This window comes from Achromobacter ruhlandii, from assembly GCF_902859695.1.
Classification (GTDB): Bacteria; Pseudomonadota; Gammaproteobacteria; order Burkholderiales; family Burkholderiaceae_B; genus Achromobacter; species Achromobacter ruhlandii.
Map to the genome: position 1 here is coordinate 104,908 of NZ_CADIJL010000014.1, position 26,564 is coordinate 131,471.

Sequence of the window (26,564 nt, forward strand, 5' to 3'; positions counted from 1 at the left end):
TATCGGCTAACCACCGTCATCTGTCATTGATGTATCGGTGGCTAGCACTATCTCGGCGTTCAAGGAATGGCGTATTTCTAGGGTCATGACGTAAATCGGTTTGATCTCTGAGCCCTGAAAAAGCTGCCTGTCTTTTGAAGATACGCAGTTGATCTCACCTTACCGCTTCGGCTTCGAATTCGGTTTTCAGGTGGTACGCCCACGAAGATTCCGCGCTAGAGGAAAATGGAGTTTCGAGATGACGATGTCTTCGATGTCAAAACCGTCACGCCCGACATACAAAGCGAAAGCTCTGCCGTATACTCCCTCCACTATCGACCAACGGTAGCCCCGGTTTGGAAGCCGGCAATGTCTTTGGCGGACCGCCGCCGCTTGGCGGCTTTTTCACGTCCGTATGCCTCTGCACGTCCCTATGGGCGGGCCCTGGCGAGGGTGCGTTCGCGCACGCCGGTTTCCAAAGACGCCGGTCTTCCAACCTTGCCTTGCGCCCGCCCACCCCATTTGGAAGTGGGGAGCGGGCTTCATCAGTCTTTGGAGCCTGTCATGCAATCCCACCCCCTCACCCAAAACCCCTGGCTGGTCGACACCGACCCTGAACACGCCCCGGTTCCCCTCTCCCACCTCTACAACATCGAACGCGCCCGCTACGCGATCCAGACCATCGCCCGCCTGGTCGGCAACAGCGCCTCGGAACCCGCCGCCACCGGCAGCCAGCCGCTGGACGCATGGACGGTGGCCGCCTTGATGGGCGGCGTGGAGGGCCTGTGCGATCACCTCGGCACCCTGACCGACGCCATGCTGGAATCGGCCCGTGCCTACGCCGATGACGCCGCGTTCGACGCCGCCACGCATAACGCGCCGCGCTCGATCCAGTAACCCGAAAAAGACCAACGGCCTGCCGCGCAACGCGTCAGGCCAGTTCCAGGCCACCAAGCATCAGGCCTCCCTCACGCCGCCCGCCGGAACGCCCGTCGATACCCCATCGGGCTCGTCCCCACGATCCCCGTGAAATGCTCCCGCGGCCACACCGCTGACCCGAACCCCACCTCCATCGCCACCCGCTCCACCGGCAGGTCCGTCGTCTCCAGCATCCCGCGCGCACGATTCACGCGGGCCTGGATCACCCATTGCAGCGGACTCACCCCCAGCAGTTCCTGAAACCGCCGGTTCAAGGTGCGCACGCTGACCGCGGCCTGGGCGGCCAGCGCGGCGACGGTCAGGTTCTCGGCCAGCCGGTGTTCTATCCAGTGCAGCAGCGGCGTCAGGTCGGTGTGCGAGGCCGGCGTGGGCCGGACGATGAATTGCGCCTGGCCGCCGGCGCGTTCCAGCGGCACGACGGCCAGGCGAGCGCTGTTGGCCGCGCCGGTGCTGATCATTCTGCTGGTGGTGATGAAGCCGTTCTGACCTCGTCCGTGAAGCGCAGTCATTCGCTTCGTCCGAAACCCACGGCCTGCACGCGCATGGATACGTTGAAGCCCTTCAAAATGGGTTTCAGTCTATCCACGATAGTGATACGTGTGCATTGCCATGAATGCCCTGTTTGTCGAACGGCCCGAGTTCTCGCGCGACCGCGAGAAGTTCCTGGACGATGACGCATTTCGCGCGCTGCAATGCATGATGCTGAAAATGCCGGAGGCGGGCGTGGTGCTCGAAGGCACGGGCGGGCTGCGCAAGCTGCGCTACGCCGATCCCCACCGTAGCCGGGGCAAGCGCAGCGGCCTGCGGGTGATCTATTACTGGTGCGATGCCGAACGGCAATTCTGGCTGTTCCGGCTGTACGTCAAGGTGGACGTGGACGAAGACACCGTCGGCCGCCGAATCGTGTCAGGCAAGCAACTGGCGCGGGCGCTGGGCAAGGCGGGACGATCCCTTGAGGCCGCGACGCGGCAATCACGCAAGCGTTCGTCGCATTATCGGGCGCCGAAGCATTCGGCGAAGGTGGGCCTGGACTGAACGGACGAAAGGCATTGCGCGAGACCGGCGCGGGGCTTTCGATCCCGCCCCAGCGTGATTGCCGCCGATGCGCGGAGTACCCATACAACACGTCATTCATCCGATTTTCGTGCGCATCCCGCCGAATCTCGGATCGTTCCTATGTCGTGCACGAACGGAGCGCGACTAAAAATGAAGTCCTGCATGGCGCTTTGCGAAGCGCGCAATTGCCGATCTCAGATATCGCCGGCGATCCGTGGCGGGTGACGGGATGTGGGTGTTTCGGCAGTCATCAAGACGATTGCGCCGCCCTCCCTCCAAGCCGTCTTCAACCAAGTACGAATGATGTCCAAGCTCCGTTCCCTGATGGCGTGGTCCGTGGTCTTCACGCAGGTCTGGTCGCCGGTGCTGGCGCAGACCCTGCCGATCTCGGTGGACAGAAGCGTGCCGGGCGCCAAGCCCTTCGTGAGCGTCAGCCATGGCGTGCCGGTGGTCAACATCGCGCCGCCTTCGGTCGGCGGCGTGTCGAACAACCGCTACGCGCAATTCAACGTCGGCCCGTCCGGCGTGGTGCTCAACAACAGCGGCGGCGCCAGCCCGTCGCAACTGGCCGGGCAAGTGGACGGCAACCCCATGCTGGGCAATCGGCATGCGGGCACCATTCTTAACCAGGTCACGGCGCCCAATCCGTCGCAATTGCTCGGCACGTTGGAAGTGGCGGGCAACCGGGCCAACGTCATCGTCGCCAACCCCGCGGGCATTACCTGCAATGGCTGCGGATTCCTGAACGCGGACCGCGCCACCCTGACCACCGGCAAGCCGCGCGTCGGGCCAGATGGGGGCATCGGCTTTGATGTGACGGGAGGCCGGCTCGCGGTCGAAGGGGAAGGCCTGAACGGCATGAACCTGAGCCAGTTGGACCTGATCGCGCGCACGCTGGAAATCAACGCGGGCATCTGGGCGAACCGTCTGAACGTGACGGCCGGCGCATCGCGGGTCGACTACGGCTCTGGCGCCGTGTCCGCGCAGGTGGGTGATGGCCCCGCACCCGCCGTGGCGCTGGACACGGCCGCGCTGGGCGGCATGTACGCCAACAGCATCCGCCTGATCGGCACCGAGGCCGGCGTGGGCGTGAACATCGGCGGCAATCTCGCCGCGTTGACGGGCGCGCTGTCGGTCGACGTGAACGGTGATGTCCGTATCCAGCCGTCGGGGCATATGCAGGCCGCCACCGACTTGGCGGTACGTAGCGCGGGCGATGTCGTCAACGCGGGCGCGGTTGCCGCGGCCGGCGCATTGGCCTTGGATGCCGCAGGCAGGATCGCCAACGACGGGGCCATGTCCTCGGGCGCCGGCAGCCGTCTCGTGGCTGGCCGTTTCGACAACGGGGGGGCGGTGACCGCCGGCCTGCAAGCGGATGGCTCGCTGCGGCCGGCCACGCTGGATGTGCAAGCCGCGCGCATCGGCAACACGGGCACCCTGCTGGCGGGCGGCGATGTCCTGTTGCGCGGCGACACCCTCGATCTGTCGAACGGTCAGTCGGCGGCCAGCGGCGTATTGGCGTTGGACGCCACGGGCGCGCTCGTCAACCGAGGCGGCGCGCTATATGGCGCATCGGTCTCGCTGCATGCCGGCAGCCTGGACAACACGCTTGGCAAGCTCACCAGCGGTGGCGCGCTCAACGGCCACGTGGCAGGCGCTATCGATAACGGTGGCGGCACGATCGCTGGCGGGGATACGGTGGCGCTGGACGGCGACGTGGTCGTCAACGGGACTGGCGGCGTGGTGTCGGGCCGTGCCGTGGCGATCAGCGGCACCCGCCGAATCGACAACCAGGAAGGCGTGATCCAGGCCCGCGACACCGCCCGCATCGATGGCGGCGGCGCGTTCCACAACCGGGGCGGCAAGCTGCTGGGCGGCGATATCGCGCTGCAAGCGGCCGATGTCGATAACCGCGATGGCGTCTTGCAGGCGCAAGGCACGCTGGCGGTCGCCAGCGTGGGCGCGCTGCGCAACCAGGGCGGCCGCGTCTATGGCGGCGTGGTTGGCATCGATGCCGGCAGCCTGGTCAATGCCGCAGGCAAGCTCGCCAGCGCTGGCGCCTTGGACCTTGCCATCTCGGGCCGCCTCGACAACGCGGACGGCAGCCTGCTCGCCCAGGGGCGCGCCACGCTGGGCGCGGCGGACATGTTCAACGAACGTGGCCACGTCGCGGCCGACAGGTTGGCGTTGGACATCCTTGGCGACCTGCGCAACCAGGATGGCAGCGTCTACGGCGGCGTGGCCGACATCCGCGCCGCGGGCGTGGACAATGCGCGAGGCAAGATTCTTGGCGCTGACGAACTTACGCTGAATGCCGGTGGCAAGATCGATAACGCTGGCGGCACCTTCGCCGCCGAGGGCGTGGCCTTGCTGCGCGCGCAGGAGGTGGCGAACGCAAACGGCCTGATGGCAGCCAGCGACCTCACCCTGCAGACGCAAGGCGTGCTCGACAACCGTGCCGGCCGGATCCAGGGAGAGGATGCGCTGGTCCTGCGCGCGGGCCGTGTGGACAATCGCGACACGCTGGCCGGCGGTATCGCGAGCGCTGTTGCCGGCGCCACGGACACTGACGCGGCCGATACCGATTCCCTCCCCGTTCGCCTTGGGTTGGCGGGGGCGCGCGTCGCGCTGGTGACGGATGCCCTCGACAACCAGTCCGGCCGCATCGGCGCCGGCCGCGAGCTGGACCTGACTGCCGGCACGCTCGACAACAACGGCGGCAGGCTCGCCTCCCAAGGCGATGCGCGGTTTCAGGTCGGCGACCTGCGCAATGGCGAGGGCGAGCTGGCCACGGCCGGGTCGCTGGCCTTGGCCACCGGCGCGCTGCGCAATGACGGCAAGCTGCACGCGGGGCAAGACTTGCGGATCACCGCCGACGCGCTCACCAATGGCGCGGCGGGGGAACTCATCGGCCTGCGCGGCGTCGACCTCGCCATCAGCGGAGATCTGGCCAATGCCGGCCTGATCGACGGAGGCGACAGCCACATCCGGGCGGGCAGCCTGCGCAACAGCGGGCGCCTCTTCGGCGACCGCATCGCCATCCAGGCGCCGGCGTTGTTGAACGATGCCGACGCCGTCATCGCCTCGCGTGGCGATATGGACCTGGGCGCGGGCACGCTGACCAACCGCGAGCATGCCCTGCTGTACGCGGCGGACGACCTGCGGATCGGGCGCGATCTGGATATCGCGGGTCTGGCGACGGGCCAGGCGGACACGGTATCGAACATATCCGCCACCATCGAGGCCGGCGGTGACGCCCGCATCGCCGCCGACCGCATCGAAAACCTCAATCCGCACTTCACCAGCGAACAGGTCCAGGTCAGCCATGCCGACCGCAAGATCTACTACCGGCTGGAGAACGGCACCGAACTGCTGGACGGTGCCACCACGTGGCTGTGCGATTCGGTCACCACTTCATGCGGAAAGGACCCGGCGTTCCTGAACGACGACCCCGACCGCAGCCTGTTGCTGCCGTCGGCCAAGTATCCGGAGTCGCGCTACGGTCCGCCGTTCGACTACGTGCCCCGGGTCAAGGGTGAAGAGGGCGTGGACGCACCTATTCCCCCGGCCTATGCGTGGGTACGGTCAGGGGGCGTACTGTCGGCACGCGTTCCTGTCCCTCGCTACCACGCCGGCGATCGCGTCTGGCAAGTGTTCGACGTGGAAGAACCGGTGCCCGTCCCTGCCCCACGGCAAGGCCAGTGCAATACCGACGATTGCGCAAAGGCAGCCGCCGCAGCGCGGGAAGAGGCGCAGGCGATCAACAAGGCGCGCCACGACGAACTGCAAGCCAGAATCCGCGCCTTCAACGCCGACTTCAACAACCGCCTGGTCCGCAACTTCTTCTACTACATCGTGCGCGAGGACGTCAGCGAGACCCGCGTCACTTCCTCGGACCCGGCCAGCATCGTGGCGGGCGGCGATGCCATTTTCACGGGCGCCGTCTTCAACGACAAGAGCCGCATCATCGCCGGCGGCATGCTGGGCGTGAACGGTCCGGCCATCGACAACCGGGGCGCGCAGGGCGAGCGGCGGGTCGAGCGCGTCGGTGTCGAGGTCCACACCGTCACCCGCAGGCGCCATCGCAACGAGTCCCAGGCGCCGTACCAGGACACCGCCGGCTCCGAGCGCCGGGACGTGCCGGTAGGGGCCGTCACGGACCACGCCGTCCCTGGTGACACTGCGCTCACCGCGCCGCCGACGAGGCCCGCCCTCAATCCCCCAAGCTTTGCGCCGCCGTCCCGGCGGCCCGTCGCACGCATCATCGACATCGGCGCTCCGGGCAGCCAGACGGTGCGCGTGGTCACCCTGCCGCCCGTATTGCCGGCCAACAAGCTCTATCAGGTGATCACCGCGCCGGACGCGCCGGCCCTGGTCGTCACCGACCGCCAGTTCACTGGCTCGCGCAGTGCCGTCTCCAGCGACATGCTGCTGCGCCGTCTCAACCAGGACCCGGGCCTGACACTCAAGCGCCTGGGCGATGGCTTCTACGAACAGCGCCAGGTGGCCGAGCAGATCATGCTGGCCACCGGCAGCCGCTTTGTCGGCGACTACGCCGACAATGAATCGCAGTACAAGGCGCTGCTCGCGGCCGGCGCCGATTTTGCCGGCCGATTCGACCTGACGCTGGGCACCGCCCTTACCGAAGACCAGATGCGCCGCCTGACCGGCGACATCGTCTGGCTGGTCGAGACCACCGTCACGCTGCCCGACGGCTCGCGCCAGACAGTGCTTGCGCCCCAGGTCTACCTGGCCGTCAAGCCAGGCGACCTGCGCGGCGACGGCACCCTGATCGCCGGCCGCGATACCCGCATCGACGTGGCCGGCGACCTGACCAACAGCGGCACGCTGGGGGCGCGCCGCGCCCTGGTCGTCAACGCCGGCGACGTGCGCAATGCCGTCGGCGCCATGCAGGCCGGCAGCATCGACCTGAGCGCCCGCAACGACATCCACGACCTGGCGGGGCTAATCAAGGGCGGCGCCATCGCGCTCAAGGCGGGCCGCGACATCACCCTGTCGGCCTCGACCCGATCCCGCGTCAGCGGCGGCGTCTCCAGCACCCGCATCGATGGCGTGTCGCGCATCGACGCCGGCACGCTCGACATCCAGGCCGGGCGCGACCTCTCGGCCCAGGCCGCCGTCATCGACGCCACGGGCGATGCGCGCATCCAGGCCGGCAACGACATCAACCTGACCAGCGCCGAGACCCGCTACGCCGAATCCTTCCGCTACGACAGCCGCAACCGCGCCGAGCTGCGCGCCGCGACCGATGTCGGCACGCGCATCGCCGCGGGCGGCGACGTGACGCTGCTCGCCGGCAACGATGTCAACGCCCGCGCCGCCGATGTCTCGGCGTCGGGCGCCCTGGGCGTGAACGCGCAGCGCGATATCAACGTGCTGGCGGGAGACTCGGCCGGCTACACGTACAACGAGACCTACTTCAAGGAAAAGGGATTCCTGTCCAGCAAGAAAACCCATCGCAAGAGCGAGACGGAATGGACGCAAGGCGTGAGCTCGACCTTCGGCGGCGACACGGTCGCGATGCTGGCCGGGCGTGACATCACTGTCCTTGGCTCGAACGTCCTGGGCGACCACGACGTCGGGATCGCTGTCGGCAGGGACTTGCAGGTTTTGGCCAAGGACGAAACCTACAAGGACTACCAGTACGAAAAGGTCAAGAAGTCGGGCTTCGGTGGCGGGGGCGGATTCAGCATCGGCTACAGCACGCAACAGCGCACCGATTGGATGCGCGGCGCCAGCGGGGGCTATTCGGCCAGCACGGTGGGCAGCGCCGGCGGCAACCTCGGTATCGATGCGGGACGCAATGTCGATGTCATGGCCAGCAACCTGCTGGCCCAGGATGGCAACATTTCCGTGGCCGGCAGCAACGTGGCGATCCTCGCCGGTGTCGGCGACGCGCGGCAACACGAATACCACGAGCTCAAGCAGTCCGGCCTGACCATCGGCGTGGCTGGCGGCATGCTGGGCGCGGCCCAGCAGGTCCAGGGAACCTTGCAGCAAGCTGGCGAGGCCAAGGATGGCCGCCTGGCCGCCGTCAAGGTCGGGCAGGCGGCCTATCAGGTCGTGCAGGCCAATCGGATGATGGAGGCGGCGAAGGCCGACAACGCACGGGCGGCGCAAAAGGAAGCTGCCAGCGCCCAGATCCAGATCAGCCTGGGCGCCAGCAAATCCGTCAGTGAAACCCGGCGCACCCAGGACACCGCCTTTGCCTCGTCCGTCATGGCCGGGGGCGATCTTTCCCTTGTGGCCGCGGGCGAAAAAGACGCCGCCGGCACGGGCAACGTGTCCCTCATCGGCAGCGATCTGGCCGGCAGGAACGTCCTGCTGGCGGCCACCAATGACTTGATGCTGCAAAGCCAGGCCGAGACCGCCACCGAAGTCTCCACCAGCAAGAACAGCGGCTGGAAGGTCGGCGTTGGCATCGGCGTGTCCGATAGCGGTAGCGGCGGCGGCGTCAACATCTTTGCCAGCGGCTACGTGGGCAGTGGCAAGGCCCGCGGCAACGGCACGACCCATCGCGAGACGCAGGTCAGCGCGCGAGACAACCTCGCGCTGCTTTCCGGCCGGGACACCCTGTTGGAGGGCGCCCAGGCGCGCGCAGACCGCATCCGCGCCGATATCGGCCGCAACCTGACGCTGGCGAGCCAGCAGGATTCAGACCGCTACGACGCCAGGCAGAAGCAGGTCAACGCCGGAGGGAGCTTCAGTTTTGGTTCGATGACAGGCAGTGCCTATCTGGGCGCGAGTGTCGGCAAGACCAAGTCCAACTACGACAGCGTCGTCGAACAGACGGGGCTGTATGCGGGCACGGGCGGTTACGACATCCACGTGGGCAGGCACACCCAATTGGATGGCTCGGTCATCGCCAGCGACGCCGATGCGGCGAAAAACGGATTGTCCACCGAGACGCTGGGATTCCGCGATATCCACAACACGGCGCAATACAAGTCGACCACGGTCGGCATCAACCTGGGCATGTCGGGTGCGTTCGACAAGCCGAACAAAGGCGCCGCGCTGGGCGCCGGGCCATCGGGGTTGAGTTTCGCCAGCACCAGCGGCAGCGAATCCGGCACGACCCGCGCGGCGGTGTCGGCGGGCACGCTGGCGGTGCGTTCGGACGCGGGAACGGGACGGGATAGCACGGCCGGGCTGAGCCGGGATACGGCCGGGGCGAACGGCAGTATTGGGAAGATCTTCGACAAGGACAAGGTCCGCGAGCAACTGGAGTTCCAGCAGGCGTTTGGGCAGTTGGGGATGCAGATTGCGGGGGATGTTGCCGATAGGCTCACGGCGGACGATCAACAACTCTGGGGCGAGGGCAAGCCTGGGCGCATGGCGCTGCATGCGGCCATCGCCGGGATTGGCGCGGCGCTGGGCGGTGGCGATGTGGCCGGCGCCCTCTCGGGCACGCTGGCCGGTGACGCGGCCTCTGACCTCTTGCGCGATCAGGTCAATCAGGCGGTTGCTGGTTTGCCGGTGGATGCGCGCGATCAGGTGTCCAAGGTCATTCTGAACGTCGTGGTGAGCGCGGCGGGGGGCGCGACCGGCGGTATGAGCGGCGCCTCGGGTGCGTCGTTGGCCGATATGTACAACCGGCAACTGCATCCTGACGAAGGTTCGTTGATCCGAAAAAGCGCAAAGCGCTACGCCGAAAAGAATGGGATATCCGTTTCCCAGGCCGAGGCAGAACTCACCGCGCAGGCGTTGCGGCAGACCGATTCCTGGGCTGCTGAACACTATGACGAGAACCAGAAGGCCCGTGCGTTCTTGGCGGAAATCGCATCGGGGACCCAGGGACCGGGTTTTGTCTATTTCGATGGCAACGCGGACGCCTCGTACGGGCATGCACTGGTATTTGCCGGAGGTATCAAGGAAAACGCTGATCTGGCCGAACTCTACGATCGCGCAGGGGCCTGGCGGCAAGCAGGGAAGCGCTCGCCGCGCAATGTACTGACGGGCTCGAACCTCGCGTTGGTTGAAGCGGCGCAAGACGTCGATAGTTTTTCGACTCATCCCGATGACGTTGCCAAGCTGATCCGAACTCTGCAGGACGAGCGTGAGATCGCGCAACGCGCGGAAAAGTACCCGTTGGTCGGGGTGTTTGATAGCACGCTGGCGACGATCGATCTCATCCAGCGTGGCGGTGAATATGACTTACGGTCACTGCCGATAGAGGATCGCATAGGGGTCGGCTTGGCATTGAGTGCCGGCCTGGATGGGACGCTCTCGATTGGCCAACTGCGCGGCATCGTGGCGAAGGGCAAGGCGTCGATAGCGTCAACGATCGGCCTCAAAGCGACGGGAAATCCGCTGGCCGATGCAGAAACGGCCGCACTCGATCGCATTGCACGGAACCCCAAAGGGCCTGATCACGAAAACAAGGCTCCCAATAGCGCTGTCAACGCACAAGCGCTTATTGATTTGAAAGCAGGAAAGCTCCCTGGTACACCCGGAAAGGACCCCGGTTCGCCAAGAAGTATGCCAGCCAGTGCCAACCCCAACGCTACCGCAGAGCATTTTGCGGAGCAGATATTTGACGGGGCCAGGATCGACAAGTTGTTATTGGACGACTGCCCTGGTTGCTGGCGGGCTGAGGCTGCAGATGGCACATGGGTTACTTATCGTCCTGGGGGTCAAGCTAGCGCAAGAACATCCCCAACCACTGCGACGGTAGAAGTCAATAACGACACCATTAATGCATTGAATGTAGACAAAAAAGGCAATCCTCATATTTTAAAGCTTAAGTTCCCCATAAAAAAGTGAGGTAACACCATGGGTAATGTTTATCCCGATTACGCAGCACGTATCCAATATGATTTCTATCTATTGACCTTAGATGACTATTCACCCAGTTGGTTCGCTGGCACTTCTCCTGGTGCATGGCAGTACGCCGTTGACATTATATATAGATGCTTGAAAGTTGGTTATTGGAATCTTTGGAGTGAGGGGTGGATGAAAGCACGCCAATTGCGGAATTACGAAGATTTTTGCAGCAAACTGGCCCAATTCAATCCACATAAGCTTTCGAATGAAGGGGCGATATATTGGCTATCACCTCTAATTTACTCCTCCGATTTGGGCGAGCAATTGGTTAAAGAATATGATTTGGCTACGTTAGAAAGCTATGAGGCAGGGAAAGAATATTCTGTCTGCAAACCATTTATCGATGAAATCGAGAAAACTTTTGCTGAAAACAATATTCCTTGGGGTAAGAAACTTTTTCCGGTGCAGGCGTAGGGATGCGGGCAGGAAGCACTTTTGCGGCGGGGGCACATAATATCAAGGAAAGACCTCCTGGAGAGTGGTTTTGATGCATTTAATGAAAACGGACTTCACTGCCTTTGGGGTGCTGGTAATTTCTGTGCTATCGCTGGGCCTCACGTGGTTTTTATTTGGACGAAAAGAAATAAAAGGATCGCTTGGGGGATTCATGTATTGGTTCAAGTCTTCCCTGGTAAGTGGGTTGCTCGTGTTCATGTGGATGTGCATACGTTGGCCAGGGGTGAGCAAATGGCCGTTGGCATTATTGTCTCTTGGGCTTGCAGGATTTATTACCTTATGTAGATCGGATGCGATCCTTCTATTATTTTTTTGGTAGCGGGCGCAGCTGCTGTCAATTTTCAGTGGGGGATGGGGGTATGATTTTTCGATCTTTCATTCGCAAGGGGGATCTCAAACGCTGGCTACGAGGGTCGTTATTGTGCGTTGGCGCGACATTTGTCTGGCTTGGGTTGGGATTTGATATTTTTGTTTTTACGTTGATCGGAATGGTTGTCGAGTCGGTTGGAATGTACGCAGCGAAGGTGGCCATGACCAATGCTAAGCCGTCCCGGGAAAAGTGAGGTGGCACCATGAGTAATATTTCTCCCAAGTACGCAGCAATTATCCAATCTGATTTCTATCGATTGACGTTAGATGACTATTCGCCTTGCGGACTCGTTGGCACTTCTCCTGGTGCATGGCAGTACGCCGTTGACGTTATATATAGATGCTTGAAAGTTGGTTATTGGAATCTTTGGAATGAGGGGTGGATGAAAGCACGCCAATTGCGGAATTACGAAGATTTTTGCAACAAACTGGCCCAATTCAATCCACATAAGCTCTCGAACGAAGGGGCGATATATTGGCTATCACCTCTAATTTACTCCTCCGATTTGGGCGAGCAATTGGTTAAAAAATATGATTTGGCTGCGTTAGAAAGCTATGAGGCAGGGAAAGAATATTCTGTTTGCAAACCATTTATCGATGAAATCGAGAAAACTTTTTCTGAAAACAATATTCCTTGGGGTAAGAAACTCTTTCCGGTGCAGGCGTAAGGATGCGGGCAGGAAGCTTTTTTGCGGTGGACGGCCACGCGTCCATCATCGGCAATGATCTGGCCGGCAGCAGTGTCTTGCTGGGGGCCACCAATGACTTGATGCTGCAACGCTAGGTCGAGACCTCCCACCGAAGTTTCCCGATAGAGGGCCGGATCGGGATTGGTCTGGCATTGAATGCCGGCCTGGAAGGGACGCTCTCAACCGGCCAACTGCGCGGCATCGTGGCGAAGGGCAGGACAAATGACGTCCGTGAAATCGGGATAACGAGCAGAGCAACTAACAGAGCTACACACGAGGTCTACAAAGAGGGCCTGTGCGGCAATGAAAAGCCAGCTGTGTTTGATCCAGAATTGGCGAAACTCATCCGCTTTATCGCCCGAATGCCAGTGTTGGAAGTGGTAGCAGTGCTGCCGCAGTTCGGCAAGAGCTTGCTACCGGTCAACCCGTGGATAACGACTTTCACTCGCAAAAAGCCATAAACAGCATTCGTTCACTTGAGCCTTGGTTGTCGAAGAACCCGAGTGCTGCTCCAGAAGACCGAGCAGCAGCGGAAAATATAATCAAGGATCTGCGCCACGCTTTGGGAGGTCAGTGATGATGGGGCGTGAAGAGTTCATTCGTTGTTTGTTGTCGGTGGTGTCCGACCGTGCACAAACGGCTTACCAAGATGTTATTGATGAGTGGCAGCCAGAAGAGCCACCAGTCACTGAGCTGTTTGCTGCGCTTGGCTATCAAATTGCTGAGGATTTTCGTTGTGCTGACACGGATGCCAATTTACGAACGTTTTCATTGATTGAGAAAGCGATGGAGAGTGGCGACCAAGAATTAATAACAGCCGTCGCAACAGGACTTATTGAAGCTCTAGTAACTCGAGCTGCTCAGGTTGAAGGCCTATGGGCGCAAGTGGCGCCAGTACTAGGGCCGAGATCATTGCACCACGCAAAGTGTTGGTTAAGTTAGTGCCCGCTGCCGGATACTCGGTCTCAGCGTTTCCGCGTCTGTAGGTCCAATCAAATAGAACGGAATTTCGAGGAAATTGATGTTTAACGACCCTGCTTGGGTTGCCTATCGGCCCGCTGATTAGGCTTGCGCTAAAAATCCCCTCGACCACCGCGACGGTAGAGATCAATAACGATGCCATTAAGGCACTGAATGCAGATAAAAAAGGCAATCCTCATATTTTAAAGCTTAAGTTCCCCGTAAAAAAGTGAGGTAACACCATGGGTAATATTTATCCCCATTACGCAGCACGTATCCAATATGAATTCTATCTATTGACCTTAGATGACTATCCACCCATTTGGTTCGCTGGCACTTCTCCTGGTGCATGGCAGTACGCCGTTGACATTATATATAGATGCTTGAAAGTTGGTTATTGGAATCTCTGGAATGAGGGGTGGATGAAAGCACGCCAATTGCGGAATTACGAAGATTTTTGCAGCAAACTGGCCCAATTCAATCCACATAAGCTTTCGAACGAAGGGATGATGTATTGGCTAGCACCTCTAATTTACTCCTCCGATTTGGGCGAGCAATTGGTTAAAAAATATGATTTGGCTACGTTAGAAAGCTATGAGGCAGGGAAAGAATATTCTGTCTGCAAACCATTTATCGATGAAATCGAGAAAACTTTTGCTGAAAACAATATTCCTTGGGGTAAGAAACTTTTTCCGGTGCAGGCGTAGGGATGCGGGCAGGAAGCACTTTTGCGGCGGGCATGGTGGTCGTCTATCGTCGGCCAAAAACGCTGCAACCGACTTTTGCAGTCGATTGAAGGTGGCACCAGGGTTGCTCATCCCACATAGCCACCGGTCTGATTTGCCACGGATGTAGATCAGACCCCCTGCACAAACGCCAGCCTATATGGATCGCCCGACTGTGGTTTTATCCTTCGGGTTATCAACCTGGAATTCATCGCCGTTCCCCGAGCCGCAGAGCCCATCCCATGCCAACCCGCGACCGCCTCAAAACCTGGGCCCGGCGCATCAAGCGCGATGGCCTGACCCTCTGGTTCGCCGGCAAGCATCCCCGCACGCCCTGGCACGCCAAGGCGCTGGGCGTGTTCGTGGTGGCCTACGCGCTGAGTCCGATCGACCTGATTCCCGATTTCATCCCGGTGTTGGGTTATCTGGATGACGTGCTGTTGCTGCCGGGCCTGATCTGGCTGGCCATCAAGCTGTTGCCGCCAGATGTGCTGCGGGAATGCCGCAACCAGGCGGACGCGTGGATCCAGGCCAAGCGCGAAAAGCCGCGCAGCCGGGTGGGCGCGGTGGTGATCGTGGTGTTGTGGATGGCGGTGGTGACGGCAGTCGGCTACTGGCTATGGCGCTGACGCGGCACGCGCTTCACTCTTCCAGAAATCCCAGCGTGCGCAACTCCGCGATCGCGCCCAGCTCCTCGTCACGCCGCTTCTTCGGCGCGCCCATTGATGCGGCCAGCAGCATGGCCGGCCTGTCGGATTCGTCGAAGCCGCGCAGCACGCTGTCGGCAACGGGAAACGCCTTGGCGAAGCTGGCATCCAGCGCCTGCTGCCCACGATAGCGCCCGCGCTTGTCCAGGATCACCTGCGTTTGCGGATCGCGCCGGATCAGGTGCAGTGGCACGCCTTCGCAGCGCAGCCCCAGCAGCCTGGCGTCGCTGATGTCCAGCGCCCAATCGGTCTCGGCATAGAACGTGGCGCGGGCGGTCTCGAACTGCCGCAGGCGATCCGCATCCGTGCAGAACGCTTCGGGCGTCAGGTTCAAGTTGATCTTGCCGATCTTGCCCTTCAACGTGACCCGGCGAAGGAACGCGGCCCACACCAGCAGGATGGGGTTGGTGGACAGGTCTTCGACCACCACGTCCTCGAACACGCACGGCTTGATCTCTGAATTCACGACGCGGCATTGCGACAGCGTCACGTTCCGCACGCGCGACATGCGTTGCGGATACTTGACCATGGATAGGCCGCAGTTGTCGAAGGCGCAGTTGTGCAAGTGCAGGTCGTGGAAGTGCGCGTTGCCCTTGTCCACGGCCATGCGCAATTCCTGGCCTTCGATCTTTTGCATGGAGCGTGCGTGTCAGTTGCGGCTGGCGGTGGCCAGGCGCAGCGCCAGGGCCAGGAACACCGACCCCAGCACGTACTGCGGCCAGCGCGACAGGCGTTGGCGGCCGGCCCAGCGCCGGCTGAGCTGGTGCGCGGCCAGGATGACGGCGCCGTTGATGAACAGGCCGATGACGTTGAGGATGGTGGCCAGCACCAGGATCTGCAGGGCCACCGAGCCGTCCTGCGGGCGCACGAACTGCGGGAACAGCGCCAGCACGAACAGCGCCATCTTGGGGTTGAGCAGGTTGGTCAGCAGGCCTTGCAGGAAGACTTCGCGCACGGGCGAGCGGGCCCGGGCGGCATCGGGCATGTGCGACACGGGGCGCGAGCGGAACGCGCGCACGGCCAGGTACAGCAGGTAGAGCGCGCCGGCGAAGCGCACCGCGTCGTAGGCCATGGGCACCGCCACGAATAGCTGCGACAGGCCGAAGGCCGCCAGCAGCGCGTGGCAGTAGGTGCCGGCCTGGATGCCGGCCAGCGAGGCGAAGCCGGCGACCCTGCCCTGCGCGGCGCTGCGCGAGGCGATCAGCAGCATGTCGGGGCCGGGCGTCATGGCCAGCGCGACGCAGGCGCCGCCAAAGAGGACGAGGGTGGCGGGGTCGAGCATGGAAGGTCCTTCGAGGGATGCGGGCCGGCGAGACGCCGATTATTGAGCCGGCGGGGGCAGGCTGCAACCGGTGTAGAACGTTTGGCAGCTGGCGCCAGCGCCTTTCTCGCAGCTCTCCAAAGCGCGCATGCGGGCCAGTTCCTCGCTGGCGGCGGTGGCGGAATTGACCAGCACGCCGCTGCCTTGGGGCGACGGGCCATAGGCCACTGCCACGCACTGGTCGTGATAGGTGGTGTTGATGACGCAGCGCGCGCCGCCCTTGGTGGCGCATTGGCCCAGCGCGTCTTTTTCGGCCTTGGCCTTGCTGGCCCGGTCGGCCGAGATGCCGATCGCGCCGGAGAGCGCGTCATAGGCCACGGCGCCCCAGCGCTGGGCGTCGCGCGAGGCGGGGGTGGACGCGGCGCCCGCGGCGGGCGCGATCTCCACGGGGATCGGCACGCATTGCTGGCCGGGCGTGCCGACGCTGGGTGCGTAGCCGTCGGGGCAGCCTTGTTCGGCTTGCGCCAGGGCGGCGTGCGAGAAATTCAGGGCGACGAGGAAGGAGGCAGTGATCAGGGTACGCATGGGTCAACTCATTCTTTGTGGTGCAGCCCGGGCCCGGCGGCGGTGGCCAGCAAGGACAGGGCATCGTCCAGGGAAAGCACCGTGGTGCGCGACTCGAAGGCGGTCGCGAACAGGTGGTCGTGCACGACCGGGTCGGGGTCGTAGCAACAGTCCTTGACGGTCAGCAGGCGGTAGTCGGCGTCGCTGGCGTGGGCGATGGACGACAGCATGACGCCGGTGGACGCGACGCCCACCATGATCAGGGTGTCGATGCCCTGCGCCGATAGCCGGGGTTGCAGGTCGGTGCCGAAGAACACGCTGGCGCGGTGGGCGAGGATGATGGGTTCGTCGTTGCGCCGGCCGAGTTCGGGCGAGACGCGATCATGCACGAAGCGGCCCAACTGGCGGATGCCCTGCCCGTTCTTGTTGAGCGGGCTGACTTCCGGGTAGCCGGGACTGAAATGGATCTTGGCGAAGTAGATGCTCACACCGGCGCGGCGGGCGGCGTCGCATAGCTGCCGCGTGTTGGCCAGCAGCGTGGGGGCGACCGACGGAAACAGGTCCATGATGTCGGTCTGGTAGTGCATGACCAGCAGGGCGCTGCGCGCCGGGGTGATGGCCAGGGGCTGGGAGGTCATGGTTCGCTCCGTGAAGAGGGTCTGCATGACCTGTCAGTGTAGCGGCAGTCGCGGGAGGGGTTGGGCGGGCGGCGGCGCGGGCCGGGGGGCCGGCGCGCCTGCCGCGTCATCGTTTACTTCTCGGTGTACTTCTTGCCTGCTTCGTCGTAGACGTAGCTGACCGCGTCGGCGGGGCCCAGTTTGCGGGTCTTGCCCGGGCCGGAGATTTCGGTGCCGCTGGGGGTGACGGTCAGGCGCGGCATGTCGCTGCCGTTCTGCGCGGTGAAGGTCAGCTTGCCGGTCTTGGCGACGCAGGGCATGACGTCGCCGTCGGCGCAGGCGGCGCTGTTGTCGTCGCCGGTGAGAATGCTGCCCAGGTAGGTCCAGACCTTGTCCTTGAGCTCGTCGCGCGGGCCGGGGTTGAAGACGAACAGGGCGTAGCCTTCGAAGCTGGTGCCGTTGTCAAAGCCCTGGGTCGGCACGGCCAGCAGCAGCTTGCCTTCCGGGGTCCGGTAGTCGAGCGGCTTGCGGCCGGGGTCCACGGCTTCGGCCCGTTCGTAGGCGCCGAACATGCCGATGGTGTGCTCCATGCCGCGGAACTTCCAGGGGCGTTCGGCGCTGGAGCCGGTCAGGGTGAAGGTGGCTTCGGCCAGGTTGACCTGGGTTTCGGGGCCGGCTTCGTCTTCGCCGGGCTTGCCGTATTTTTCGCGGGTGTCCCAGGTGAACCCGGTGAAGTATTGCGTGCCGTTCAGTTCGAAGGCGTGGCCGAACCAGTAGGTGGCGACGCTGCCGTTGGCGACTTCGTACGAGTCGGCGCCCTTGCCGTCGATCTGGTAGATGGCGTACATCACCGTGGGGGCATCGGGCGGGGTGACGGCGGTGGCGGCGCCCTGGACGGCATCTAGGCGCGGCTTGGTGGCGGCGGGCTCGGCGGCTACGGCCGGGGCGAATACCGCGGCCAGGGCGGTGGTGCACAGGCCGGCGACGGCGGTACGCAGGTGGCGGGAGGAAAAGTGGGCGCTCAGACGGGTGTACATGTTGGATATCTTCTTGTCGGACTCGTGAAAAGTGCCTTGTGCTTGCCTGCCCTTGCAATGGGTTGCAAGAGGGTACCCTCCCGGGAGACGGCCCGGATCTTCAGTACCGCCAGCGGCTTGGCGCAATGTGCGGCGCCATGTTAGTGGGCCGTCCGGTTGCGCGTCGGACAGCAGTTTGCCAATTGTGTCGGACTGCAATAACCGGGCATGGCTCAGGGAGCGCGCGCCAGTACTGGCCGCCGGCATCCGTGTGCATCCCGGTGTTGTCAGGCCCGCAACGACAAGGCGTGATCCCGCGACAGCACGTTCGTGCGCGAGGCGAAGGCCGTGGCAAAAAGAGGCTCTTGTACGACCGGGTCAGGATCCCGTAGCCAGCCTAGAAGAACGGCATACGCGCCTTCATCATGTCGCAAGAGTCGCGATCGCCGGTTTCGAAACGGCTCCCGTAGATGATGCCATCGGCATTCACGTTCAAGTAAACGGTACACCTGGTCGTGGGCCGTGGCACGTAGTGGTATGTTGTCATCGAGAACGGCGTCCTACCTTGCGGGGTTTCAAGCACGCCTTCGGTTTTCTTCTCGATCCTGGTGGAGCTGTTGTAGGGCTCGGATTCCCATACCCACAAGCTTGCTCCCTTTAAGGGGTCGTCTTCCCTTTCCGCACTAAGGGGCTTGAGGTAGTTCCTGGACTTCGGCGGCCCCAGCCGCGCCTCGACCTTCGACACCGGCATGCCATGCAGTGTGTCGAGCACATTCTCCATGGGGAGAAAGATCGTGCAGCCGCTGATTATTCCGAGTAATGCCAACCCCGCAATTCGCTTCATCTGGTTTTCTCTGGATGGACAATGATCGTCTGCGTCCTTGAATCAATGCACCGTGTTGCGTATTTTCTGAGTAGAAGTGCCCCGATTATGCACAGAAAAAAGTGGGTGACTGACGGCGCAGGCTTGTCGCATGTGATTGACTTATTTCACCGCATTTCCCGGCGCGTATAGACACGTAGATTATCGGCATTGCGCCGGATTAAAGCACGCCAATCTCAGTCCATCGGCAGTCTGTAGCGGGCGCAGTTGTGCTGATCAAGCACGCGAAGCTCTTACACCAGCAGCGGGCGGAAGGCTTGTGCATCATCTTCGGACAAAGCCAACGCCGCCATGGCGGCATCAATCGTGTCGCGTTCACGGACCACGTGGCTGATCGCTTCGTGGCGCCGCCGTGGCGGTAGGACATGCGCTTGATCGCCTGTTGGGCGCACTAGGAATCGGCGCGCTTGCCGTCGATCTGGTAGGTGTAATAGAGCACGGTGGCCGCGTCGTCCGGGGGCCCGCTGGCGGCATGTCGCCTGGTGCGGCGCCACCTTAGTGGGGCCGGGTGGCATGCGCCGGACAACTATTTGCCAAGTGTGCCGGACTGCAAGCTGCGGGGCGGATGGGCTGGATCCGCTATCTGTCCGTCTGGTCCACCACCACCCGCGCCACCGCTTCCAGCGCTCGCCGCAATGTCTCCAGGTCGACGGAGCCCAGCGCCAGCCGGATCGCGTGCGGCACGTGCGCGACGGCGAAGGGATGAGCCGTGGAGACGGCGATGCGTTCGCGCATCAGCGCCATGGCGATGGCGTCGGCGCGCACTTCCGGCGCCAGCGGCAGCCAGACGAAGTATGACGAGGGATGGGCGACCGGATGCAGCGGCCCCAGGATCTGCGCGGCGATGCGTTGGCGCTGCGCGGCATCGCGGCACTTCTCGGTCTCGAGCCGCCGCACGGTGCCGTCTTCGAACCAGCCCTGGACGATCGCCGTCAGGGTGGCGGGCGTGTTCCAGGTGGTGGCGCGGATGGCGCGTTCCAGCTTGGGAATCCAGGCTGGCGGCGCGCTGACCGAGCCGACGCGCAGGCCGGTGGCGACGCTTTTGGACAGGCTCGACACGTAGAGCGTGGCCTCGGGCGCCAGGGCCGCCAGCGGCGGCGGCGCGTCTTCGGCGAGGAAGGCGTAGGCGCCGTCCTCGATCAGCATCAGGCCGTGGCGGCGCGCCAATGCCACCAAGGCCTCGCGCCAGGCCATGCCGGCGACCCAGCCTAGCGGGTTGTGCAGGGTCGGCATGGTGTAGACCGCCTGCACGCGCCGCCGGCGGCAGAGGTCGGCCAGCGCATCCAGGTCCATGCCGTCGTCGGCGGCGGGCACGGGCGCCAGTTCCAGCCGCGAGAACTCCGCCGCCAGCTTGAAGCCGGGGTAGGTCAGCGCGTCCACGGCCACCACGTCGCCCGGTTCGAACAGCGCCATGGCGGCGATGGTCAGGCCGTGCTGCGCGCCGCTGACGAGCAGGGTCGAGGCGGCGCTTGCCGTAAGGCCCCGATGGGCCAGGTGCGCGGCGGCGGCGGCGCGTTCGGGGTCGCTACCGCCATGCGGGCGGTAGCGCAGCAAGGCGTCGGCGTCGCCTTTGGCGGCCAGCCGGCGCAAGGCGCTGCGGTACAGCGCGGCCTGGCCCGGCAGGGTCGGCGAATTGAAGGTCAGTTCGGTGGTGTCGTCGTTCCAGGCGCGCAGGTCGATGCCGTGGCCGCGCGGCAGCGCCTCTTTGACGAAGGTGCCGCGGCCGGATTCGCCGCTGACCAGGCCCATGGTCTGCAGCTCGGCGTAGACGCGGGTGGCCGTCATCAGCGCCAGGCCTTCGCGCGCCGCCAGTTCGCGGTGCGTGGGCAGGCGCGTGCCGGGCGGCAGGCGGCCGCCGCGGATGTCGGCCGCCAGTTGATCCACCAACTGCTTGTAGCGCGACGCGGGCATGGCGAAAGCGTATCCAGGACGATTATTTTGATGGGCAGATTATCCGGCCTAGGATGGCGTCACACAACGCCGCGCGGCGGCGTTTTTCAATGTCTGCTTCTGTCTTGCCGGGCCATGGATCTGAATTTCTACGTTGTTGCGATGTCGCTGCTTGCCGTCGGGGTGATCGGTTTCATGAAGGGGGCGTTTGGCGGCGGGTTCGCCATCATCGGCATTCCGCTGATGGCGCTGGTGATGGACCCGATCACGGCCGGCAGCGTGCTGGCGCCGGTGTTCGTGGCGATGGATCTGTTCGCCCTGCGCTACTGGAAGCCGCGCACCTGGTCGCGGCCGGACCTGGCGTGGCTGGTGCCGGGTTTGCTGGTAGGCGTCGCCGCGGGCTATGTGGTGCTGCGGCATGTCGACCGCCATTTCGTCGAAGTGTTGATGGCCGTGACGACGTTGCTGTTCGCCTGGCTGTGGTGGCGCGGCGGCGCATCGGTGACGGTGCGGCCGCGTTCCAGCGGCAAGGCCTTGCTGGCGGGCGGCGCGTCCGGCATCACGACGATGGTGGCGCACTCGGGCGGGCCGCCGCTGGCCATGTACTTGTTGCCGCTGGGCCTGTCCAAGGAAGTCTATGGCGGCACCACCAGCATGTTCTTCACCATCGGCAATCTGCTCAAGGCCGGGCCGTGGCTGGCGGTGGCCGACCTGTCGCGCGGCTACTGGAGCCTGGTGGCCATGAGCCTGCCGGCGGCGTTCGTGGGGGTCTGGGCGGGGTGGCGGCTGCATCACCGCTTGAACCAGGCGCAGATGTACCGGCTGTGCTACGGGCTGCTGGTGGTGACGGCGGTGAAGCTGCTGTGGGACGGCATCGCGGGGTACGTCACGGCGCCGTCCTAGAATGGTGCATTCGGCGGCGACGCCCGCCGCACTTTCGCCAGCGCGCCGCGCCCCAGGAGGATTCGCCGTCATGGACTTCACCCCGTTGCCTTCGGACCAGGACGCCCTGCGTCGTTCGCTCGACGCCACCGATCTGCCAGCCGGCGTGATCTCCCGACTGCTGGAACAGGCGCGTCCCGCGCTGGTGCTGGCGACCACCGCCTGCGAGGAGGGCGCGATCCCCCTGGGCGCCAGCAAGATCGGCGGACGCCCGGACCTGCCGCGCGGCATGGCCTGGCCGACGCGGCCGGCCTATCCGGACGCGAACGAGCGCGCCGCCGGCCATCGCAAGGAGGCCGAGCGCCTGCTGGCGGACTCGAAGAAAAAAGGATCGTGGATGACGCCGGCGCAGGGCGAGCGTTTCAGCGCGGATGCCCGCGCCCGGGCGGATGCGGTGGAAACGGCGTTTCCGCTGACGTTCCTTGGGCAGTTCGATCTGGCCGCGTTGTCGCGGGAAGCGGGATTCGACGCCGCGCTGCCGCGCGAGGGCCGGCTGCTGGTGTTCTACGATTTTCTGGAACAGGCCGAGAGCTTTACGCCGGCGGCTTCGGTGGGCTGGCGCGTGCTGTGGGACACCACGCCCGCGGCGGCGCTGGACCGGGCGCCGGTGCCGCGTGCGCTGGCCTCGCTGTCGGACGACGAATGGACCTGCGTGTTCCGCGCGGCGCCGGTCTCGGCCCGCACGGTGCTGACGCCGATCGGTGTCGATGACGCGGGCTGGGATGCGTTTGCCCTGGAGGACGACGAGGCCTACGAAAGCTACCAGGATTGGCGGTCGCGGTTCGGCACGCCGGACATGGATGGCCGCGACAACCATCAGCTCGGCGGCTATCCACAGTCGTTGCAGAATGGCATGCAGGCCACTTGCCAGCTGGTGTCGCACGGCCTGGATTGCGGCGGCAGCGCGGTCTGGCGCAGTGAGGCCGCGCAGGCCCTGTTGCCGGGGGCGCGGGACTGGCGCCTGGTGTTGCAGATCGGCGCCGACCCGCACGCCGGCATTCCGCAGCCGGGCGCCTATTACGTGCTGATGCGCGAGCAGGATATCGCGGCGCGCCGGTTCGACCTGGCGCGTGTCACGTATCAATGCGACTAGCCGCCCGGACGCGCGCGTCGTGGCCCTTGCCGGGTCAGGCCGGTTCGGTTTCCGGATGCAGCGAACGTAGCCTGCGCAGTTCCGGGAACCAGTGCATCCACAGCCCCGCCACCGCGATGGTGCCCAGGCCGCCGACCACCACCGCCGGCACCGCGCCCAACAGCGCCGCCATCACGCCGGACTCGAATTCGCCCAACTGGTTGGAGGCGCCGACAAACAGCGTGTTGACCGCGCTGACGCGGCCCAGCATGTGGTCGGGCGTGTTCAGCTGCACCAGCGACGAGCGCACCACCACGCTGATGGCGTCGGCCGCGCCCAGCACCACCAGCGCGCCCACCGAGAGCGGGATCGAGGTCGACAGGCCGAACACGGTGGTGGCCAGGCCGAACAGGATCAGCGCGCCGAACAGCAGGCGGCCGACGTGCTCGCCCAGGCTCAGCCGCGCCAGCGTCAGCGACATCAGCATGGCGCCACAGGCCGGCGCGGCGCGCAGCGCGCCCAGGGCCCACGGACCGGCGTTGAGAATGTCCTTGGCGAAGATCGGCAGCAGCGCCGTGGCGCCGCCCAGCAGCACCGCGAACAGGTCCAGCGACAGCGTGCCCAGCAGAATGCGGCGCTGGAAGATGAAGGTGATGCCCGCGAACAGCGTGCGCCAGGTGGTCGGCTCCCTGCGCGGCGGGGCGCGGTCGATCGACATGCTGGCGATGCAGGCGAAGCCGCACAGGTACAGCGCCGCCGCCACGCAGTAGATCCACCCTGCCCCCAGGCCATAGCCGATGCCGCCCAGCGCCGGGCCGGCGATCTGCGCGATCTGGCCGCCGGAGGACGACAGCGCGGTGGCGCGCGGCAGCCATTCGCGCGGCACGATGGCCGGAATCAGCGTGGTCAGCGTGGGCGCCTCGAAGGCGCGCGCCGAGCTCATGATGATGAGGGTGGCGTAGATCAGCGTCTTGCCGCCGACGCCATGCAGCGCCGCGATCGCCAGCAGCAGCGTGGCCAGGGTCTCGACCGCCATGCAGATGGCGACGATCTTGCGGCGGTCGTAGCGGTCGGCCACATGGCCGACCACCAGCGTCAGCGCCGCCATCGGCAGGAACTGCGCCAGCCCGATCAGGCCCAGGTCGAGCGCGCTGCCCGACAGCGCGTAGATCTGCCAGCCCACCGCCACCGAGACGATCTGGAAGGCCAGCGACGCGCCGATGCGCGCGAACAGGAAGTGCAGGAAGGCGGGTCGGTAAAGCGGACTGGGCGAGTCGGGGGCGGGCATCGGGGCGGAACGCGCGGCAGGCGCGCGGACGGCGCCGGAATGCGCATTCTATAAACAGCCGGCTGACGCCAAACTAAAGCGCCCGCCGGCCGTGGGGTCTTGCGCGCCGTGGGAGCGGGGCCGCTTCAGGCGCCGATCGACACCAGTTCCGCGCCTTCCGTGACCTGGTCGCCCACCGCGTAGAACAGTTCCTCGACCTTGCCGTCGGCCGGCGCGGAGATGGTGTGCTCCATCTTCATCGCCTCCATCACCAGCAGCGGCTGGCCCTTGGCGACGCTGTCGCCGGCCTTGACGGCGATGGAGATGATCTTGCCCGGCATGGGGGCGGTCAGGCCGCCGCCGTGGTCGCCCTGGGTGTCCTGGGCGTGCGCCAGCGGATCGTACAGGTCCAGCACGTGCGCGCCGCCGTCGCCGAAGACGTGGGCCTTGTCGGCGTGCAGCACCACGGTGCCGGCGCGTTCGCGGCCGTCCAGGGTGATGCGCAGCACGCGGGCCGGGCCGTCGCGGTCCTCGGCGCGCCAGGCGAAGGGCCGGGCGCCGTCGCCGCTGTCCAGCGTCCAGTCGGCGCCCTGGCGCGTGACGGTGACGTGACGGGTCTCGCCACTGTCGATCCATTGCAGCGTGCGCTGGTAGCGCCCGCCCAGGCGCCAGCCGTCGCGCGTGTCCCACGGATCGGCCGGCGCGGCGGCATGCGGCGCCGATTGCGCCTGGCCCTGGCGGGCCAGCACGGCGGCCGTGGCCAGCGCCAGCGTGGCGGCGTCGGCCGGCGTCGGCTCGGGCAGCAGCGTGGCGCGCTGGCGCTCGATCAGGCCGGTGTCGAGGTCGGCGGCGGCGAAGGCGCTGTCGCGCATCAGGCGCGACAGGAAGGCGACGTTGGTCTGCACCCCCACCGCCTGGGTCTGCGCCAGCGCCTGCAGCATGCGGGCGCGGGCCTGGTCGCGGTCCGCGCCGTGCACGATCAGCTTGGCGATCATGGGGTCGTAGAACGGCGTGATGGTGTCGCCGGTGCGCACCCCGCCATCGACGCGGATGTCGCCGTTGGCGAAGGCGACGTGGGCCGGCAGGCCCAGGTAGGCCAGCGTGCCGATGGAAGGCAGGAAGCCCTTCTCGGGGTTCTCGGCGTAGATGCGGGCCTCGATGGCGTGGCCGTGGATGCGCAGGTCTTCCTGGCGCGCCGGCAGCGGCTGGCCGGCGGCCACGCGCAGCTGCCATTCGACCAGGTCGTGGCCGGTGATCATCTCGGTGACGGGGTGCTCGACCTGCAGGCGCGTGTTCATTTCCATGAAGTAGAAGCGGCCGTCGGGCTCGGCGATGAATTCCACCGTGCCGGCGCCCACATAGCCCACCGCGCGCGCGGCGGCCACGGCGGCCTCGCCCATGGCGCGGCGGCGTTCCTCGGTCATGCCGGGCGCGGGCGCTTCCTCGATCACCTTCTGGTGGCGGCGCTGCACCGAGCAGTCGCGCTCGAACAGGTAGACGCAGTTGCCGTGGCTGTCGGCGAACACCTGGATCTCGATGTGGCGCGGCTTCTGCAGGTAGCGTTCGATCAGCACGCGGTCGTCGCCGAAGCTGGAGGCGGCCTCGCGCTGGCACGAGGCCAGCGCATCGAGGAACGCGCCGGACGATTCGACCACGCGCATGCCCTTGCCGCCGCCGCCGGCGCTGGCCTTGATCAGCACCGGATAGCCGATGGCGTCGGCCTGCTCCTTGAGAAATTGCGGGTCCTGGTTGTCGCCGTGGTAGCCGGGCACCAGCGGCACGCCGGCTTTTTCCATCAGCGACTTGGCCGCGGACTTGCTGCCCATGGCGGCGATGGCCGAGGCCGGCGGGCCGACGAAGGCGATGCCGGCCTGTTCGGCGGCTTCGGCGAAGGCTTCGTTTTCCGACAGGAAGCCGTAGCCGGGGTGGATGGCTTGGGCGCCGGTATCGCGCGCGGCCTGCAGGATGGCGTCGGCGCGCAGGTAGCTGGCGCGCGGCTCGGGGCCGCCGATGTGCACCGCGATGTCGCAGGCGGCGACGTGGCGGGCGTTGGCGTCGGCGTCGGAATAGACGGCGACGGTGCGGATGCCCAGGCGGCGGGCGGTGGCGGCGACGCGGCAGGCGATTTCGCCGCGGTTGGCAATCAGCAGGGTATCGAACATGGCGTTATCCAGACTGGGATGATTCGTTGACTACGTTGCAGCGACGAGCGCAATGCATTCGAAGCTCTCACACGTCGCATCACGCCGACCTTATCGGGGACACCGCGGATCCGGCTTCGCCGGTCCGCCGGTGTCGCCCCCTTGAGGGGGCGCGCGCAGCGCGTAG

At 64.9% G+C, this 26,564-nt stretch carries 21 protein-coding genes; 11 read left to right on the forward strand and 10 right to left on the reverse strand.

From position 1 onward, the window contains the following. Positions 1-543: 543 nt before the first annotated feature. Positions 544-876, forward strand: a complete 333-nt coding sequence (locus tag HV742_RS18160; RefSeq protein ID WP_054504342.1) for a hypothetical protein — start codon at positions 544-546, stop codon at positions 874-876. A gap of 71 nt (positions 877-947) precedes the next feature. Here the strand turns inward: HV742_RS18160 and HV742_RS18165 are convergent, their stop codons facing one another. Beyond that, positions 948-1,427 carry a helix-turn-helix domain-containing protein gene (locus HV742_RS18165; protein ID WP_254601172.1) on the reverse strand — a complete coding sequence of 160 codons (480 nt, stop codon included), beginning with the start codon at positions 1,425-1,427 and terminating at the stop codon, positions 948-950. A 100-nt stretch (positions 1,428-1,527) separates the two neighbouring features. Between HV742_RS18165 and HV742_RS18170 the strand changes: the two genes are divergently transcribed. From HV742_RS18170 to HV742_RS18205, 8 genes are all read left to right on the forward strand, one after another. Beyond that, a complete protein-coding gene (locus HV742_RS18170) occupies positions 1,528-1,953 on the forward strand; it encodes a toxin (RefSeq protein ID WP_175146056.1) in 426 nt (141 codons plus the stop codon). A gap of 321 nt (positions 1,954-2,274) precedes the next feature. Continuing rightward, positions 2,275-10,758: a two-partner secretion domain-containing protein gene (locus HV742_RS18175; RefSeq protein WP_175146057.1), complete on the forward strand. Its 8,484-nt coding sequence runs from the start codon at positions 2,275-2,277 to the stop codon at positions 10,756-10,758. 9 nt (positions 10,759-10,767) lie between these two features. Further along, the gene (locus HV742_RS18180) at positions 10,768-11,232 is read left to right on the forward strand and encodes a hypothetical protein (RefSeq protein WP_175146058.1); all 465 of its coding nucleotides are present in this window, start codon (positions 10,768-10,770) and stop codon (positions 11,230-11,232) included. 614 nt (positions 11,233-11,846) lie between these two features. Then, a complete protein-coding gene (locus HV742_RS18185; protein ID WP_175146059.1) occupies positions 11,847-12,311 on the forward strand; it encodes a hypothetical protein in 465 nt (154 codons plus the stop codon). A gap of 173 nt (positions 12,312-12,484) precedes the next feature. Beyond that, on the forward strand, positions 12,485-12,793 hold the full coding sequence (locus HV742_RS32125) for a hypothetical protein (RefSeq protein WP_217482411.1): 309 nt from the start codon (positions 12,485-12,487) through the stop codon (positions 12,791-12,793). Positions 12,794-12,908: 115 nt separating this feature from the next. Beyond that, positions 12,909-13,274, forward strand: coding sequence for a hypothetical protein (locus tag HV742_RS18195; RefSeq protein WP_175146060.1), 366 nt, complete (start codon positions 12,909-12,911; stop codon positions 13,272-13,274). Between the two features lie 260 nt (positions 13,275-13,534). Beyond that, the gene (locus HV742_RS18200; RefSeq protein WP_175146061.1) at positions 13,535-13,999 is read left to right on the forward strand and encodes a hypothetical protein; all 465 of its coding nucleotides are present in this window, start codon (positions 13,535-13,537) and stop codon (positions 13,997-13,999) included. Positions 14,000-14,259: 260 nt separating this feature from the next. Continuing rightward, positions 14,260-14,646 (forward strand): YkvA family protein, encoded by a 387-nt coding sequence (locus tag HV742_RS18205; protein ID WP_175146062.1) that lies wholly within the window; start codon positions 14,260-14,262, stop codon positions 14,644-14,646. A 13-nt stretch (positions 14,647-14,659) separates the two neighbouring features. On the opposite strand, the gene HV742_RS18210 is transcribed toward HV742_RS18205, so the two are convergent. The 7 genes from HV742_RS18210 to HV742_RS18240 all read right to left on the reverse strand — a co-directional run bounded on the left by HV742_RS18210 (position 14,660) and on the right by HV742_RS18240 (position 20,976). Continuing rightward, the gene (locus tag HV742_RS18210; protein ID WP_175146063.1) at positions 14,660-15,361 is read right to left on the reverse strand and encodes a hypothetical protein; all 702 of its coding nucleotides are present in this window, start codon (positions 15,359-15,361) and stop codon (positions 14,660-14,662) included. A gap of 12 nt (positions 15,362-15,373) precedes the next feature. Then, positions 15,374-16,006: a LysE family translocator gene (locus HV742_RS18215; protein WP_175146064.1), complete on the reverse strand. Its 633-nt coding sequence runs from the start codon at positions 16,004-16,006 to the stop codon at positions 15,374-15,376. 39 nt (positions 16,007-16,045) lie between these two features. Next, entirely contained in the window at positions 16,046-16,570 is a 525-nt protein-coding gene (locus HV742_RS18220; RefSeq protein ID WP_054419529.1) for a DUF4189 domain-containing protein, read from the reverse strand. An 8-nt stretch (positions 16,571-16,578) separates the two neighbouring features. After that, positions 16,579-17,187 carry a cysteine hydrolase family protein gene (locus HV742_RS18225; protein ID WP_175146065.1) on the reverse strand — a complete coding sequence of 203 codons (609 nt, stop codon included), beginning with the start codon at positions 17,185-17,187 and terminating at the stop codon, positions 16,579-16,581. 113 nt (positions 17,188-17,300) lie between these two features. Beyond that, on the reverse strand, positions 17,301-18,203 hold the full coding sequence (locus tag HV742_RS18230; RefSeq protein WP_175146066.1) for a hypothetical protein: 903 nt from the start codon (positions 18,201-18,203) through the stop codon (positions 17,301-17,303). A gap of 376 nt (positions 18,204-18,579) precedes the next feature. Next, on the reverse strand, positions 18,580-19,026 hold the full coding sequence (locus HV742_RS18235) for a hypothetical protein (RefSeq protein WP_175146067.1): 447 nt from the start codon (positions 19,024-19,026) through the stop codon (positions 18,580-18,582). A gap of 618 nt (positions 19,027-19,644) precedes the next feature. Beyond that, positions 19,645-20,976: an aminotransferase-like domain-containing protein gene (locus tag HV742_RS18240; RefSeq protein WP_175146068.1), complete on the reverse strand. Its 1,332-nt coding sequence runs from the start codon at positions 20,974-20,976 to the stop codon at positions 19,645-19,647. Positions 20,977-21,090: 114 nt separating this feature from the next. Here HV742_RS18240 and HV742_RS18245 point away from each other — a divergent pair, with 114 nt between their 5' ends. Continuing rightward, a complete protein-coding gene (locus HV742_RS18245) occupies positions 21,091-21,858 on the forward strand; it encodes a sulfite exporter TauE/SafE family protein (RefSeq protein ID WP_175146069.1) in 768 nt (255 codons plus the stop codon). Positions 21,859-21,928: 70 nt separating this feature from the next. Further along, on the forward strand, positions 21,929-22,990 hold the full coding sequence (locus HV742_RS18250; protein WP_175146070.1) for a YwqG family protein: 1,062 nt from the start codon (positions 21,929-21,931) through the stop codon (positions 22,988-22,990). Positions 22,991-23,024: 34 nt separating this feature from the next. Here the strand turns inward: HV742_RS18250 and HV742_RS18255 are convergent, their stop codons facing one another. Together HV742_RS18255 and HV742_RS18260 are read right to left on the reverse strand one after the other, a co-directional pair. Beyond that, entirely contained in the window at positions 23,025-24,257 is a 1,233-nt protein-coding gene (locus tag HV742_RS18255; RefSeq protein ID WP_054515622.1) for an MFS transporter, read from the reverse strand. Positions 24,258-24,382: 125 nt separating this feature from the next. Then, a complete protein-coding gene (locus tag HV742_RS18260) occupies positions 24,383-26,398 on the reverse strand; it encodes an acetyl/propionyl/methylcrotonyl-CoA carboxylase subunit alpha (protein ID WP_175146071.1) in 2,016 nt (671 codons plus the stop codon). Positions 26,399-26,564: the final 166 nt, after the last annotated feature.